The following is a 13,213-nucleotide window of genomic DNA, read 5'->3' as shown; positions in this document are numbered from 1 at the left end:
ACTTACTCCGCACACGCTTTTACAGCTTCAGCAAAAGCCCATGCTGCATAGTCAATTTGTTCTTCGTTAATGATCAGAGGAGGTAAGAAACGCAATACTGCGCCGTGACGACCGCCTTTTTCAATGATCAAACCACGCTCTAATGCTGCACGTTGAATGCGAGCGGCTAGCTCAGGGTTAGCTAATGGCTCACCCAGTTTGTTCACTTCACCTGGTTTAACGATTTCGATACCTATCATCAAACCTTTGCCACGAACTTCAGCAATGCACTCAACCTCAGTTTGTAACTGGTTTAATTTTTCAGTCAGGCGTTGGCCCATCTTCAGCGCATTTTCAACTAGGTTGTCACGCTTGATAATTTGCAGCGCTTTAGCACCGGTTGCCATGGCTAATTGGTTGCCACGGAAAGTGCCGGTGTGCTCACCTGCATTCCAACGGTCGAATTTTTTCTTAAAGACCAAACAAGATAACGGCAGACCACCACCGATAGCTTTAGACATGATCACTACATCGGGCTCAATGCCTGAGTATTCAAATGCATAGTTACGGCCTGAACGACCTACGCCACATTGAATTTCATCAAAAATCAATAGGATGTCTAGTTCTTCGGTAATACGACGTAGTTCTTTTAACCAAGCTGCTGATGCTGGAATAACGCCGCCTTCACCTTGGATTGGCTCAACGATGATCGCAGCTGGTTTGACAATACCACTTTCTTGGTCATGTAATACTGACTCAAGGTAGCGAATAGAGGCTTTATCGCCAGCTTCACCACCAAGACCAAACTTACAACGCAGTGAGTATGGGAATGGGAAGAAATGTACATCAGACATCAGACCCGTGCGGCGTTCTTTGGCATTTAGGTTACCGGTAAGGGCTAATGAACCATTAGTCATACCATGGTAAGCACCGTGGAAAGAAAAAATAGTATTCTTGCCTGTGTACAGTTTAGCTAGCTTGATAGCCGCTTCTACCGCATCCGCACCAGATGGACCACAAAACTGAATACATGCATCTTTAGCAAATTCAGTCGGTAGAAAATCCATCACTTCCTTGATGAAGGCATCTTTGGTTGGTGTGGTGATATCTAATGTTTGATACGGCACACCTGAATTTAACTTGGCAATGATTTCCTGGTTAATTTCAGGGTGGTTATAACCCAAAGGTAATGCACCCGCACCCGCTAGACAGTCTAGGAATGTTTGGCCTTTAGTATCTTGTACCAGCACACCTTTTGCGTGTTGAATCGCAATCGGGAAACGCCTTGGGTAAGAGCGTACTTCTGATTCATAGTGCTCTTGGCTTAACAACACGTTATCCGGTGTTAAGTCATACACTTCTTTGAAATCAGGAATCATTTGGTCTTGGATTAGCTCCTCAACCCCTAGGTTAACAACGTTATTCATACTGGTTATCCCAACAATAAATTTTTTGTGTTAATGACGCATGGATTTAGCGGAATTAACGAATAAATAGAAAACCCCTGCATATGGCCATGCAAACACAAAGCAATATAAAAGGGAGAAATTTAAATTGAGTAAGGGGCGATCAAGGCTCTGGCATCAGGCAAAATGGACTGATGACCGGATATAGGTTGGTCTGTTGAGAGATCATAATCATTTCGGGCTCCTAAATCTGTTAATGATAGACGCGGACTAACCTTGTCTACTCACTATCCCTACTATTACGGGGGCTGATTACCCCATACCGATTATCTTGTCTGCGCAGATTAAGGCCGCACAGCAAGGGCTGCTCATTTTATCACCAACTTGACGATTATCAAGCTAAGCGATCTTCCTATCTCACACTTTTTCGTCATTAGAGTTGACTGACGGATGTAAAAAGCGGCGCAAAAATACCATATATGACTAAATGTGCAAGTATTTTTAGAAATGAAACGAGAAAAATTTATTTCATAAATATTACAGTTAATAATAACTTTAATTTCATAGGGTTATATTGGCTATTTTGCAAACGCGTCGAAGCGCTTTTAACCAATAATTCGGATCAAATCCGGTGATTATAGGGGGAGTAAATAGTTGATTAGCGATGCTAATTTAAAAAAATTAGTGAGGGTAATAAAGCTAACCGAGGTTAGCTTTATTTTTTGTACTTGGGCTTAGCTGTTAAATCCCGAGCTCATCAAGTAAGTCTTGATCTATATCTACCGTTGGCGCTGCGGCTGGTTTAGTGGTCGAAGCCGCTGAGTTTTGCGTGTCATTAATGATTTGATCAGGATCGACGTCGTCTTTCGGATCAAAATCATGCAGTTTAATAAATTCGGTTTTGTCCATTGCCAGTTCAAGATAAAAAATGTTGTGTTTGGCAGTGGTGAAGGTGACGCGACGTGCTTGGGGTCTATCCAAATTGGTATCAATAGAGACAACTACTTGCTTATTAATGGTCAGCATTTTGGGTTGGTTTTGGGTAATCGAGGTGTGTAATTCCTTACCGATAGCGCCGGTAAAATCGCCCACGATTTGATTCATTAATTCGCCCATGACATTACCTACATCGTCTGAGGTATGCATGGTGGCCAGCTCTTCTTTTGGGATGCCCATGTTTACCATGTAATTATGGTAAATTTCGAGTGCGGCAGCAGCGGAAAAATTGATTAACACTAGGCCAGAAAAACCACCATCAAATAGCACGAAACAGCCAATATCTGGCTTTAAGCACGTTTTGTTTATTTTTTGTACCATGGCGGAGTAATTGATGTCGCTAGCAGTTGCACTAGAAAGCACGCTGGTAACGGACTTACATAACACCAACAGTATATCGTCTGTGGTTACTATTTCTGTTTTTCTCATTTATCTTCCCGTATCAGCAGGTTAATTAATATCTATGGTATTTATATATGCCATCTAGCATGAATTGGAAATGACTAAATTGGCATTCTGCTACCTTTGTCTCTTGTTATATTAGGTAATGACGCAGTTTTTGCCTTATTAAGTCGATTGATTTTACTTCTTTGTGATGTTTGCTTCGCGCTAAATGACTGCGCATTAGTGATTGAATCTATATTTTGAATGGGTATCCTAGTTTCTTATCTAAAGTAAAGGTAACTAGATGAAAGAGCAGAAGTTAGCTTGCCAAGTCACGGTGCTTGGCCAATTGGTGTCAAAACAAAATACGGTGCGATACTTTGCCGATGGCACCGCCATTTTACTACTGGATATAGTGGTTAAGAAATCGTGGCAAACGGCGCAAGGTGAACAAAAAAGCCAAGATACTTTTTTAACCGTGCGTGTGCTCGACCAATTAGCACAAACTGTTGCAACGGGGTTGCAAGCCGGAGATGCCATATTTGTCCAAGGTATATTGGGTAAGTATTTGGATGCCACCCAGATCCGCAGTGCAGGTAAAAATAAGCTCTATTGGAATCAGGTGTATTGCAGCGGTGAAGTGGTCAAGATTGACCATCTTAAAACCGTTAATGATGTGGACTATACAAAAGTTCAACTGCAACTTGACCATCATATAATGGAAGTTAATTTACGTGGTAAAACAGCTCAGCTAATGCGTGAAAAGCTGACTTTACAAAGCCAATTGCTGGTTGAAGGCGCTATCGGCTCAAAATCAACCAAGGTGAATGATGGGTTTGAACGTCATTATTGGTTAGATGGCCACACGTGTATTTGCTTTTAATCCCCATGAAGCCAAACTTGATGTTGCTGTTCATGGGGATGGCTAACTTGCATCAGCGAAAGGCTTCGCTAAATGAATTTATGCATGAGTTTGCCCAGGATAGGCTTGCTCAAGGGCGAGATAAACATCCTTAGCAAATTGTGCTGACTGGCTATCGAGACGGTTTAAGATATCCATCAGATGCTCGTTATCCTCACGGCCATGCCATATTTTGATGTATTCACCGGTTTGATAGCCATAGTCTTGGCGAAATAGGTTTAAGGTATTTTTACCCACATACATGCGATACAGTTGGTCAAAAGAAAGGCCAATTTGGCTCATACAACCGGCAAAAGCAAAACCATTAAAGCTACGCTCAGTTACCGCTGCACTGGCAAGCTTTTCTAATGTTTGAGCAAAATCTGCTTCAGTGTGCGGTTGGGTTAGCTCTTGGCAAAGCTGCTCGGCGATCTGCTCTAAAGCGGTTTTACCATCAATACGCAGACTCAAACCAAAGTGGAATATATCCACTAATTCCAGCATTACTTGTTCTGTATCGGGCGTCTGTTTTTTCCACCATTTCCAGCCATAGTGATCGAGCATTTCAGCACACTCAACCCAGATGGCGCGGTGCCAAGCAAACCCTTGGTCAAACCATTGTGGATGTACCTTGGTATTCATTTGATGTTGCATTTCTAACATTTGCTGAATTTGGCTCGTTACCGAACTTGCAGTCATGATGTTTCCTTGTCTTGCTTTTAACGCGTATAGTGGCAAAAAAGGTGGTATTGTTACGTCAGAAATGGCATTAAGCAACTAGTTTCAAAAAAGGGACAACAGGAGTCAGTGTTTTTGGTTATACAACGCATAAAATCTTGGTTCTTACCTCAAGATCTGATTGAACCACAGCAACAAGTATGGATAGAGCAGGTGATGCAAGGGTTTGCTCAATATCAGCAGCAACACCATTTCCAAGCCAAACTGATTACCCCTACAGTGGCTGATTTCCCCTCTAAGGCCACATCGGCATACGAGCTGGCACAAGCCACATTAAGTCAGTTAAAACTGTATTTTGGCCTGCAGCATCAAGGCTTTGCTATCAGGCCTCCGGTTAATTACCACACCCCTTATAGTGCGCAATTAACGGCGCCAATGACGATTAACCTGGCGACAAACGTATTGACTCAACCCGTTTACATTGACTACCACTCTGGCCATCTTAATAACCCCAACGCCTTAGTGTCGGTGTTTGCAATTCAGTTGTGTCAGTGGGTATTGACGCCGCAATTGCTAGCCCAAGTCACAACTGACGCGATGCGCGAGCAAGCAAACGAGCTTTTAGCTATCAGCTTAGGTGCGGGGATCATGGTCGCAAACAGCGCATTTACCTTTCGAGGTGGTGGCTGCGGCAGTTGCCATAATAGCAAGCTAGGCCGCCAAGCCATGTTATCGGAAGCCGAGGCTTGCTATGGTTTGGCCTTGTTTTGTCACCAAAATAATATCCCCTTGCATCAAGTTAAGCCGCATCTAAAACCGCATTTACGGGGTATGTTAAAGCAAGGTTATAAACAGCTGTTACGCTATCGCAGTGATAGTTCATCAACACATCAGCAGTTGAGTCAAAATTAGGAGAGTTCAATGAAACGGGCATTAACCGTCGCCATTTTAGCCTATGGGCTGATGGCTTGTAGTGACGATGTGGGCAAGGTGAGTTTAGGTATGTTCACCACAAAAGATGTTCATATCGAGGCGCTAACCGATCCTAAAATACCGGGTGTTACCTGTCATCTTAGCCATATAAAGGCAAACTTGGATTTTGCCGATCCTTCGGATATGGGCATTTCATGCCGGCAAACGGGGCCTATTACGTTAGCGCAAATTAATCAAATAGATAAGTCGAAGAGCGGCGAGGTGGTGTTCTCGGCCTCAAAGAGTATTTTATTTAAAAGTTTGAAAGTTAGGCGGTTATTTGATGCTGAGCACCAAACCTTACTTTATTTAAGCTATTCAACCAAAGAAACCAACGGCAGCCACAAGCATTCATTGTCAACCGTTCCCTTGTTCGGCAGTGACGCTTGGCAAGCACCGAGTCAACAATAATGTCAAAACACGCAGTACAGCAGTTATACGAAGAGCGTATGGCACGGGTAACTCGGCCATATTTAGCGCGTGGCGCTAATGTGGTCAGATGCCGCCAATGTATGATCAATCTTCACCTTTGCATTTGCGACCACAAACCTAAATTGCACAGCAAAGCCGCATTTTTATTGGTGATGTATGACGACGAGGTGCTCAAACCCAGCAATACTGGCCGTTTAATTGCCGACCTAGCTGATGATTGTCATGCCTATATTTGGTCAAGAACCGAGCCTGATCCTGCCATGCTCAGGTTATTAAATGATCCACAATATCAGCCCTACGTGGTGTTTCCACAGGAATATTGCCAAGCTGAAAGGGTAGTGGTGCATAAGCCGATACTGGCCTCGGACAAGGTACCGCTATTTATTTTGCTTGATGCGAGCTGGAGCCAAGCGCGGAAAATGTTTAAAAAAAGCCCTTGGCTTGATAGCTTCCCCGTCTTGTCATTTTCACCTGAGTTGGTGTCACGTTACTTGATCCGTAAAAGTGTTCAAGATCATCAATTAGGGACGGCAGAAGTAGCCGCTCTCGTCTACGACAGCCTAGATGAGCCGCAAAATGGCGCCATTATGAATGCATGGTTTGATGTATTTAAAGAGCACTATTTGACTGGGAAAATGCAGCGTCAGTTACCTGAGCCGGGGGCATTAGCTAGGCTAAAAGCCATATTGAAATAGTAACTCTTGGCCTGTGAACGGCCAGATTAAGTTAAGAATAGCTATATTATTATGCCATCATGCTTCCATTCATAATTATTGGCGCACCTTATCAGTATATCGATTCAATTGGATCTATCATCGCTATAAATACCGCACCTTTGCTTTGTAATAAAAAATTTAACTCGATGTCATCTATTTGAAATCAATAACCTAGAGGAGTTCTTTAGCTATATGCTGAAAATGATTAATTAGCACATTGGCAGGTGAGATTTGCTCGTCTATTTTGAATGTTACGGCTTAATTTGGCATTTGCTTAGCAGCAGCCACCGGGTAACGAGTTGCCTAATTGATGGGAAGGCACTTGTTAATATTCATTTTTGTGGAGAAATTAATTATGCGTACAACACACAAGCTTTCCGATGCCTTGATCATGCTACACACCCAAAAGCAGACTAAAAGAGGGTGGTTGCAAACTTATGTTATTCCTCATTCATCCGTCAAGGTATTGCAAATTTGTACGCCAAGCCCACAAAAAGACCAGACCATGTGCTGTTTATCTTGTTATTTTAATCGGAAAACCTTCAAAAATGGGCAATGTTACGGCGAGATAGATGGGGAGCATTTTGTCGTGCATTAATGCAAAAATTGCGAGGGAAGGGAGCGCTTGCTCCCTTTTTTATTGCGTTTAGCTGCGGCTAGTCACTTCTAATAAATGATAGCCAAAATCAGTTCTCACTGGACCTTGAACCGTGTTTACTGGGGCGCTAAATACGACCTTATCAAACTCTGGTACCATCATACCCGGTGCAAACTCACCTAAATCACCGCCTTGAGCGCCTGATGGGCAAGATGAATGTTGTTTAGCGAGCTGAGCAAAATCAGCTCCCGCTTCGATTTGCGCTTTTAACTCGTTACATTGTTGTTCAGTGTCGACCAAAATATGGCGTGCGGTTGCTAATGGCATAGTTGATGTCTCTTTGCTTATGAATGTAAAAAAAGTGTACCCGATCCTTTGACGTTTACCAACTTGTCGGGCAATCAATTAGCGTTAACTCGCGCAATATATGTTATTGATAACATGCCTGATGGTAATGCTTACGACATACAGAAATGTATTTATCGTTGCCACCAATTTCAATTTGGTTACCTTCTCTTAGCACCTCGCCTTGCTCGTTCACGCGCACCACCATATTGGCTTTGCGACCACAATGACAGATGGTTTTAAGCTCCACTAATTTATCGGCCCAAGCCAACAAGTACTGACTGCCTTCAAATAACTCGCCAACAAAATCCGTGCGCAGACCATAACACAAGGTGGGAATATTCAGTTCATCGACAACTTGCGTTAGCTGTTTAACTTGTGCTTTTGACAAAAACTGACTTTCATCGATCAACAAGCAATCGATCTTTTGGTTGCTGTTTAACTGCTTCACCGCCATGAAAATATCCGTATCACCATCATATACATGAGCAGCTTGGCTTAAACCAATACGCGAGCTTACGCGACCGACCTGAACTCGATTATCGATGGCGGCGGTAAAAATTTGGCTGTTTAAGCCTCGCTCATAATAGTTATAAGCAGATTGTAATAATGAGGTTGATTTACCTGCATTCATGGTGGAGTAATAAAAATAAAGCTGAGCCATGCTAACGCACCTAGCAAAAAAATAAGGCCGGATTCTACCCTAAAACACATCGAGTAAAAAATGATTCGCCGCAGTAAAGCGCGCTGTTAACCAAGCGAGGATTCGTTTATTTACAAATAGGCTAAACGAGTTTTGCCAAGCTAAAGCTCAAACAGCTATGTAAATAGCTGCGCATTTTAAGGCAGATGAAGCTATAATGCGCCGATTATTGTAAACAGGTGTAGATCATGGCAAAGACAGGAATAATTAACTCATTACAGATTGTAAAAATGGTGCCTTTTGGCGCATACCTTGATGCAGGTGATCTGGGTGAAGTGTTATTGCCAAATAAGTTTCTGCCCAGCGATTGCGAGGTTGGCGATTGGTTGGACGCGTTCTTGTACACAGATTCTGAAGACATGATCATTGCCACCACGCAAAAACCTCTGGCGCAAGTCGGCCAATTTGCTTACCTAAAAGTGCTCGCAAATAGCGGCCCTGGTGCGTTTTTAGATTGGGGGCTAGATAAAGATTTGCTAGTGCCGTTTAATCAACAACGCACCCCAATGGAAGTCGGCAGAAAGTACGTTGTATATGTTTATCGCGACGAACAAACTCAGCGTCTTGCTGCATCAACCAAGCTAGATCGCTTTCTAGATAAGAAGCAACCACGCTACAAAAAGCATCAACAAGTTGATGTGATGGTCGCTCAGCGTACCGATTTAGGTTACAAGGCCGTTGTTGATAACACCTTCTGGGGGGTTATTTACAGCAATGAAATATTTAAACCTATTCGCGTTGGTCAACGTCATCAAGCTTATATTAAGCAAGTGCGTAATGACGGTCGGATTGATTTAAGTCTACAACCGCCGCAACATGAAATTGTTGATCAACTTAGTCAGGCGATTTTAGATCACCTAGCACAACATGGCGGTAGCAGTAACCTGAGTGATAAAAGTGATCCGCAAGTGATTTCACAGCACTTTGGCGTAAGTAAAAATGCCTTTAAGCGCGCCATAGGTGGGCTGTTTAAACAAGGTAAAATCGCGTTAAGTAAAGAAGGCATGAAGCTGATTGATTAGATCAGCTTCCCATTAGCCTTTTCGTCGGCCACCCGGTGCTTGCGCTATAGCACCGTAGCCACGCCAGACATTACGACAACGTTGACAGTAATTATCGGGAATACTGCTGGAAAACTTCAACTCATAACCTTTACCCCTGCGCACCACATAGACGTCACCAGTGACCGAGCTAAATGCAAATATTCGCTTTAATTCGGTTTGAAAATAAGCTGGCATCGTTCCTCTTTTATAGCTTATCTTGCCTTGGCTCAGGTTCACCCATATCGGGGCAGTGATCTTTAACAGCATGAATTTCCTCCCTATACTGCGTACCGTTAACGTACGGTTCCAGAGGTATAAATAGATAAGGTGGTCAAATCACTGTGTCCGGCATTTTTCATCACCGTTTGCAGTGGTTGATTTTGTGCTATGGCATGGCTTATCCCAGTGTGCCTGAGTGAATGTACGCTAAAGCCGCTTAATTCTCGGGCTTCATAAGGGTAACGCTCCATCATGGCTTGCGCTGTTAGCTCAAATACTTCATTGACTATACCGCGAATGGCTTCCACACCAAGCTGAGCTTGCAATATACCTTTTTCGCGACCATGAGTACCAGCCTGATGGCGCACAAAAAGTGGTGTTTGTTCATTTGGCAAAGGTAACGGCGGCAAATTTAAAAATGCACGGTACTGCTTAAGTGCATCTAAAACGGCTGGCGGGCAGGGGACTTGACGACTTTTTCCGCCCTTACTCTTGGCAATATGAAACACCCAAACGCCGCTACGGTGCTTTTTAAAATGACTCATCAGCGGTGTAAATCCAGGCCGAGCTGCAATTTCAGATACCCGAGGATAAAGATAATAAAGCATTGTAAACAATAGCTTAGTTCGCATGTGTTTATCAGGATCTTGGCTTGCCAGTTGCGCTACCATGCGCTCAACCCATTGCCACTGTAATTCACTCAACCCTTTATCTGTTTCTTCCGATTCGGCCACTCGCGTATTATTCACATTTAGTCGACGCAATAATACCGCGGCTGGATTTTTATCCATGTATTCCACATCGGCCAAAAATAAGAAAAACCCACTGAGCAGGGAAAGCTGCGCCTTTAGTGTGGCTTCCTTGCGGATATAGCCGGCTTCACCTCGAAGTACAAAAGGTCGCCATTTCGGATTAATCTGTTGCTCACCGGTTTGTTTGTCATTCACAAAGTAGGGGTAGGAGGTGGGGGCAATAAGCTCAAGCGGCGGGTCATTACAAAAATCAACAAACTTACGCAATAAGATCCGATCAACCTCAGCCAAGCTCACGCGTTGGACAAACCACAACCAATTAAATAACGTATTCAATTCACCGCGAATAGACTTAAAGTTATTGGCGTTAAACCGGTTTTCTGCCAAGTACTCAATGGCCAAACTGTAGCTATAGCTGGCGTCAGTGATGGTATTGTCCAACGTCGTTATCTGTGTATTGATTTGTGCAATGCCAGTATCTAATTGATCGGCATGAGGGAACAAAGGAATAAATGGCACCATAGCCTAAAATGAGCTTACCCGTATAATTAGCGTTATACGGATAATAACTGTATATAAATACAATATCTAGCTTAAGCTAATGCACTTTTAGTGCCGATATCATGTGCCAATGACAAAGTAAGACGAAAAACGATGATAACGATTCAATCTTGGTTAGTTTTAAATCATATTTGTTATTTATCAGGTAAAAAGTGTGATCTATATTTTTTCGTGTTGCTACGTAAAATCCCAAGAACTTAGCCAGTAAAACCTAGTAGTTTCTTTCATAGCGAAGCCAAAAATTTTTCTATTTCTTTTAATTTTCCCCAATTTTGATCACGGCGTAATACGTTATCAATTTTTACTTTTTCTTCTTGATGTATGGTTTTTATATCAGCAATGCTTTTTTCTAGCTCACTTATGGTTTCAACCTCATCAGCCATGGATAGCAAAGGCCGATATACCTTGAGATACATATCGAGCAATTGTTCAATTTCGTCAACTGTTGTAAAAGCCAGTCGATAAAAAGTTGATTTGTACTCAATGGTTGCGTTATTTTCAAACCAGCAAGAAGCATTAAGGATAGTTTTTAAGCCAAAAAAGTGCTCTGATAATGAATGCCAAATTTCAAGTAATCTTTCTTGTTCATCGTAATGGTAACTAGTATAACGCTCCTGACATATGACTGCGAGCCAGTAGTATCTTTCCAATGTAGCCAGTATTTCTTGGCATTTCAAAAAAGTCATATCGGGCTTGACTGTTGCATCTGTGGACTGTGTTTTGAAGATCATTTGGGGATACATGTGTTGCGCTATATATGCACTTCGGTAAGAGATGCACATCGGAAGAATCACAGATTCAATGGAACAATTCTGCTCAACATCGTTTAGATTTGCCACTAACTTTCGAATCGTTATATACCGTGCCATATGATCAATTCTGTGAGTTTTCTTTTCTATACCAAATAAATAGGTAGCAAATCTGGCACATGCTAACGCAAAGATAACAAAGGTCGTTTTTGGATAGAACACATCAAACTGTTCCAGAGACTGAAGAAAAATCGTAAGGGAAAGAATATCAAAATGATTCCGCACCAAAATTAGCTCATATAAGCAAGATAACAGCAAAATACATATTGATCCGATTTTGAGTCTAGTACCCATATTGGTTAAATCTCCATTTATTAAGTCATAGCATATTAACATAGTCCACTTAACAACAACGAATACCACAAATATACAACTGCGCATTATGTTTATTATGTTAAATAGAGTATTCATAGGACTACTCGGTTATATTTGGTACATCATTCAATTTGAGATTTGCGGATCTTATGAGATTCGTTATCTCTTGGTAAACTACTGAAATAATGAGAAAAGTTATTCTGACACTGTGTTGATAATCGTTTGAACAGAAAAATGGACTCCTACGTGAAATCTGGGTAGCATTAACTACACAACACATTCAGATTTCACGTCGCGCCGTATAGTGCTATCTCCACTTTTTCTTTAATCTCGATGAAATATCAGCTCTTCAAACTAAGCCAATACCTTCGGGCTGTGTTGACCTTGACCTTGACCGCTGCAAGCGCAGAGTTCGAATGGCTTGCTGGCAACAATGGCGCAAGCCGAGAACCAACGTCAGAAACCTGTTATCCCTTGGCGTGCATATCCAGTCAGCTGTTGCTTGCGGTATCACCTGATTATGCGTACGGTTTAACACCTAAACGCTTTATCACCTCATGATTGTGCATTACACGCGAGACTGCACTCTCGGTGTACCACCAATTATCCCTACGAGTACTGCTATCGTTTACAAAGTAACTGTGAAGTTCCAAATATTGAGGTAAAGCATGTTTGAATAAGTACTTAGCCCGCTTTATGTGGAAAGCCGTTGTCAATATTGCAACTGACCTTTTCGCGACGTCACTCTCTAAAATAATCTCTGCGGAATATTGTGCATTCTCTACTGTATTTTTTGCGCGTCGCTCTAAGATAATGTCCGAATCTGAAACACCATTATCCAATGCATACTCTTTCATCGACTCAAACTCTGGCTTTTGATCTATTGCCAAGTTGCCACCTGACAATAGAAGTTTGGAGACTTTTTTCTCCTTGTACAGTCGTACTGCAGTTGGCATCTTATATTGAGTAGCTTTGTAACTACCCAGTACAACAAGCACCTCTGCATGTTGGAACTCATCTTGGTGTGTCGGGAAGACTACCTGCGTAATACTCTCGATTTCTCTTTTGTTCAATCCAAATCCCTTACACAATTGAGTGAGAACGTAATATCCGGCCCTTCAGTTATATATTTACGCGTGTAAATCACCACGCACCTAGCAGCAATCTGCGTGAATAAATCGCTACTCGTGGTCGCTTAATGGCGTAATACATTAGCATCTTCTTGAAATTACTCCAATTGTAACTGCGTCTGCCACTTCGCCTATTTTACTAAGCATTGAAGTACACAGCCAAAATGGCTGAACAGTAATCTAGGACAGCAAACTTAGCTTTTGTTATAACAAAGTTGACACTGACCATAGGCGGCGTACAATTAGTCATGTTATAACAATGTACCTACTAATG

At 42.3% G+C, this 13,213-nt stretch carries 15 protein-coding genes; 6 read left to right on the top strand and 9 right to left on the bottom strand.

Features of this window, described 5'->3' with window-relative positions; translation table 11 throughout:
• Positions 1–2: 2 nt before the first annotated feature.
• Both ACK8OT_RS03660 and ACK8OT_RS03655 read right to left on the bottom strand, forming a co-directional pair.
• Positions 3–1,406, bottom strand: a complete 1,404-nt coding sequence (locus ACK8OT_RS03660; protein WP_410195156.1) for a diaminobutyrate--2-oxoglutarate transaminase family protein — start codon at positions 1,404–1,406, stop codon at positions 3–5.
• Positions 1,407–2,126: 720 nt separating this feature from the next.
• A complete protein-coding gene (locus ACK8OT_RS03655; protein ID WP_410195155.1) occupies positions 2,127–2,810 on the bottom strand; it encodes a DUF3334 family protein in 684 nt (227 codons plus the stop codon).
• 259 nt (positions 2,811–3,069) lie between these two features.
• On the opposite strand from ACK8OT_RS03655, the gene ACK8OT_RS03650 reads away from it, so the two are divergent.
• Positions 3,070–3,648: a single-stranded DNA-binding protein gene (locus ACK8OT_RS03650; RefSeq protein ID WP_410195154.1), complete on the top strand. Its 579-nt coding sequence runs from the start codon at positions 3,070–3,072 to the stop codon at positions 3,646–3,648.
• Between the two features lie 78 nt (positions 3,649–3,726).
• On the opposite strand, the gene ACK8OT_RS03645 is transcribed toward ACK8OT_RS03650, so the two are convergent.
• Entirely contained in the window at positions 3,727–4,365 is a 639-nt protein-coding gene (locus ACK8OT_RS03645; RefSeq protein WP_410195153.1) for a dUTP diphosphatase, read from the bottom strand.
• 114 nt (positions 4,366–4,479) lie between these two features.
• On the opposite strand from ACK8OT_RS03645, the gene ACK8OT_RS03640 reads away from it, so the two are divergent.
• The 4 genes from ACK8OT_RS03640 (at position 4,480) to ACK8OT_RS03625 (ending at position 7,062) form a co-directional block, all read left to right on the top strand.
• Entirely contained in the window at positions 4,480–5,256 is a 777-nt protein-coding gene (locus ACK8OT_RS03640; RefSeq protein ID WP_410195152.1) for a hypothetical protein, read from the top strand.
• Between the two features lie 9 nt (positions 5,257–5,265).
• The gene (locus ACK8OT_RS03635) at positions 5,266–5,727 is read left to right on the top strand and encodes a CreA family protein (protein ID WP_410195151.1); all 462 of its coding nucleotides are present in this window, start codon (positions 5,266–5,268) and stop codon (positions 5,725–5,727) included.
• Positions 5,727–6,443 (top strand): tRNA-uridine aminocarboxypropyltransferase, encoded by a 717-nt coding sequence (locus ACK8OT_RS03630; protein WP_410195150.1) that lies wholly within the window; start codon positions 5,727–5,729, stop codon positions 6,441–6,443. Before ACK8OT_RS03635 ends, ACK8OT_RS03630 begins: the two co-directional genes overlap by 1 nt.
• Positions 6,444–6,819: 376 nt before the next feature.
• A complete protein-coding gene (locus ACK8OT_RS03625; RefSeq protein ID WP_410195149.1) occupies positions 6,820–7,062 on the top strand; it encodes a hypothetical protein in 243 nt (80 codons plus the stop codon).
• Between the two features lie 48 nt (positions 7,063–7,110).
• On the opposite strand, the gene ACK8OT_RS03620 is transcribed toward ACK8OT_RS03625, so the two are convergent.
• Both ACK8OT_RS03620 and ACK8OT_RS03615 read right to left on the bottom strand, forming a co-directional pair.
• Complete coding sequence (locus ACK8OT_RS03620; RefSeq protein ID WP_410195148.1) at positions 7,111–7,389, bottom strand: peptidylprolyl isomerase; 279 nt, start codon at positions 7,387–7,389, stop codon at positions 7,111–7,113.
• A 103-nt stretch (positions 7,390–7,492) separates the two neighbouring features.
• Positions 7,493–8,071 carry a thymidine kinase gene (locus ACK8OT_RS03615; RefSeq protein WP_410195147.1) on the bottom strand — a complete coding sequence of 193 codons (579 nt, stop codon included), beginning with the start codon at positions 8,069–8,071 and terminating at the stop codon, positions 7,493–7,495.
• A 227-nt stretch (positions 8,072–8,298) separates the two neighbouring features.
• Between ACK8OT_RS03615 and ACK8OT_RS03610 the strand changes: the two genes are divergently transcribed.
• Positions 8,299–9,132, top strand: a complete 834-nt coding sequence (locus ACK8OT_RS03610; protein WP_410195146.1) for a CvfB family protein — start codon at positions 8,299–8,301, stop codon at positions 9,130–9,132.
• A 12-nt stretch (positions 9,133–9,144) separates the two neighbouring features.
• Here ACK8OT_RS03610 and ACK8OT_RS03605 read toward each other — a convergent pair whose 3' ends face one another.
• The 4 genes from ACK8OT_RS03605 to ACK8OT_RS03590 form a co-directional block, all read right to left on the bottom strand.
• Complete coding sequence (locus ACK8OT_RS03605; RefSeq protein ID WP_410195145.1) at positions 9,145–9,420, bottom strand: DUF3634 family protein; 276 nt, start codon at positions 9,418–9,420, stop codon at positions 9,145–9,147.
• 26 nt (positions 9,421–9,446) lie between these two features.
• Positions 9,447–10,646, bottom strand: a complete 1,200-nt coding sequence (locus ACK8OT_RS03600) for a tyrosine-type recombinase/integrase (RefSeq protein WP_410195144.1) — start codon at positions 10,644–10,646, stop codon at positions 9,447–9,449.
• Between the two features lie 263 nt (positions 10,647–10,909).
• Positions 10,910–11,788: a hypothetical protein gene (locus ACK8OT_RS03595; RefSeq protein ID WP_410195143.1), complete on the bottom strand. Its 879-nt coding sequence runs from the start codon at positions 11,786–11,788 to the stop codon at positions 10,910–10,912.
• A gap of 539 nt (positions 11,789–12,327) precedes the next feature.
• Entirely contained in the window at positions 12,328–12,882 is a 555-nt protein-coding gene (locus tag ACK8OT_RS03590) for a YdcF family protein (protein ID WP_410195142.1), read from the bottom strand.
• Positions 12,883–13,213: the final 331 nt, after the last annotated feature.

The organism is Motilimonas thetidivivens, assembly GCF_046452435.1.
Taxonomy (GTDB): Bacteria; Pseudomonadota; Gammaproteobacteria; order Enterobacterales; family CBDFNC01; genus Motilimonas.
The sequence above is the reverse complement of the archived record's forward strand: the minus strand, read 5'-3'. Positions and strand labels throughout refer to the sequence as shown.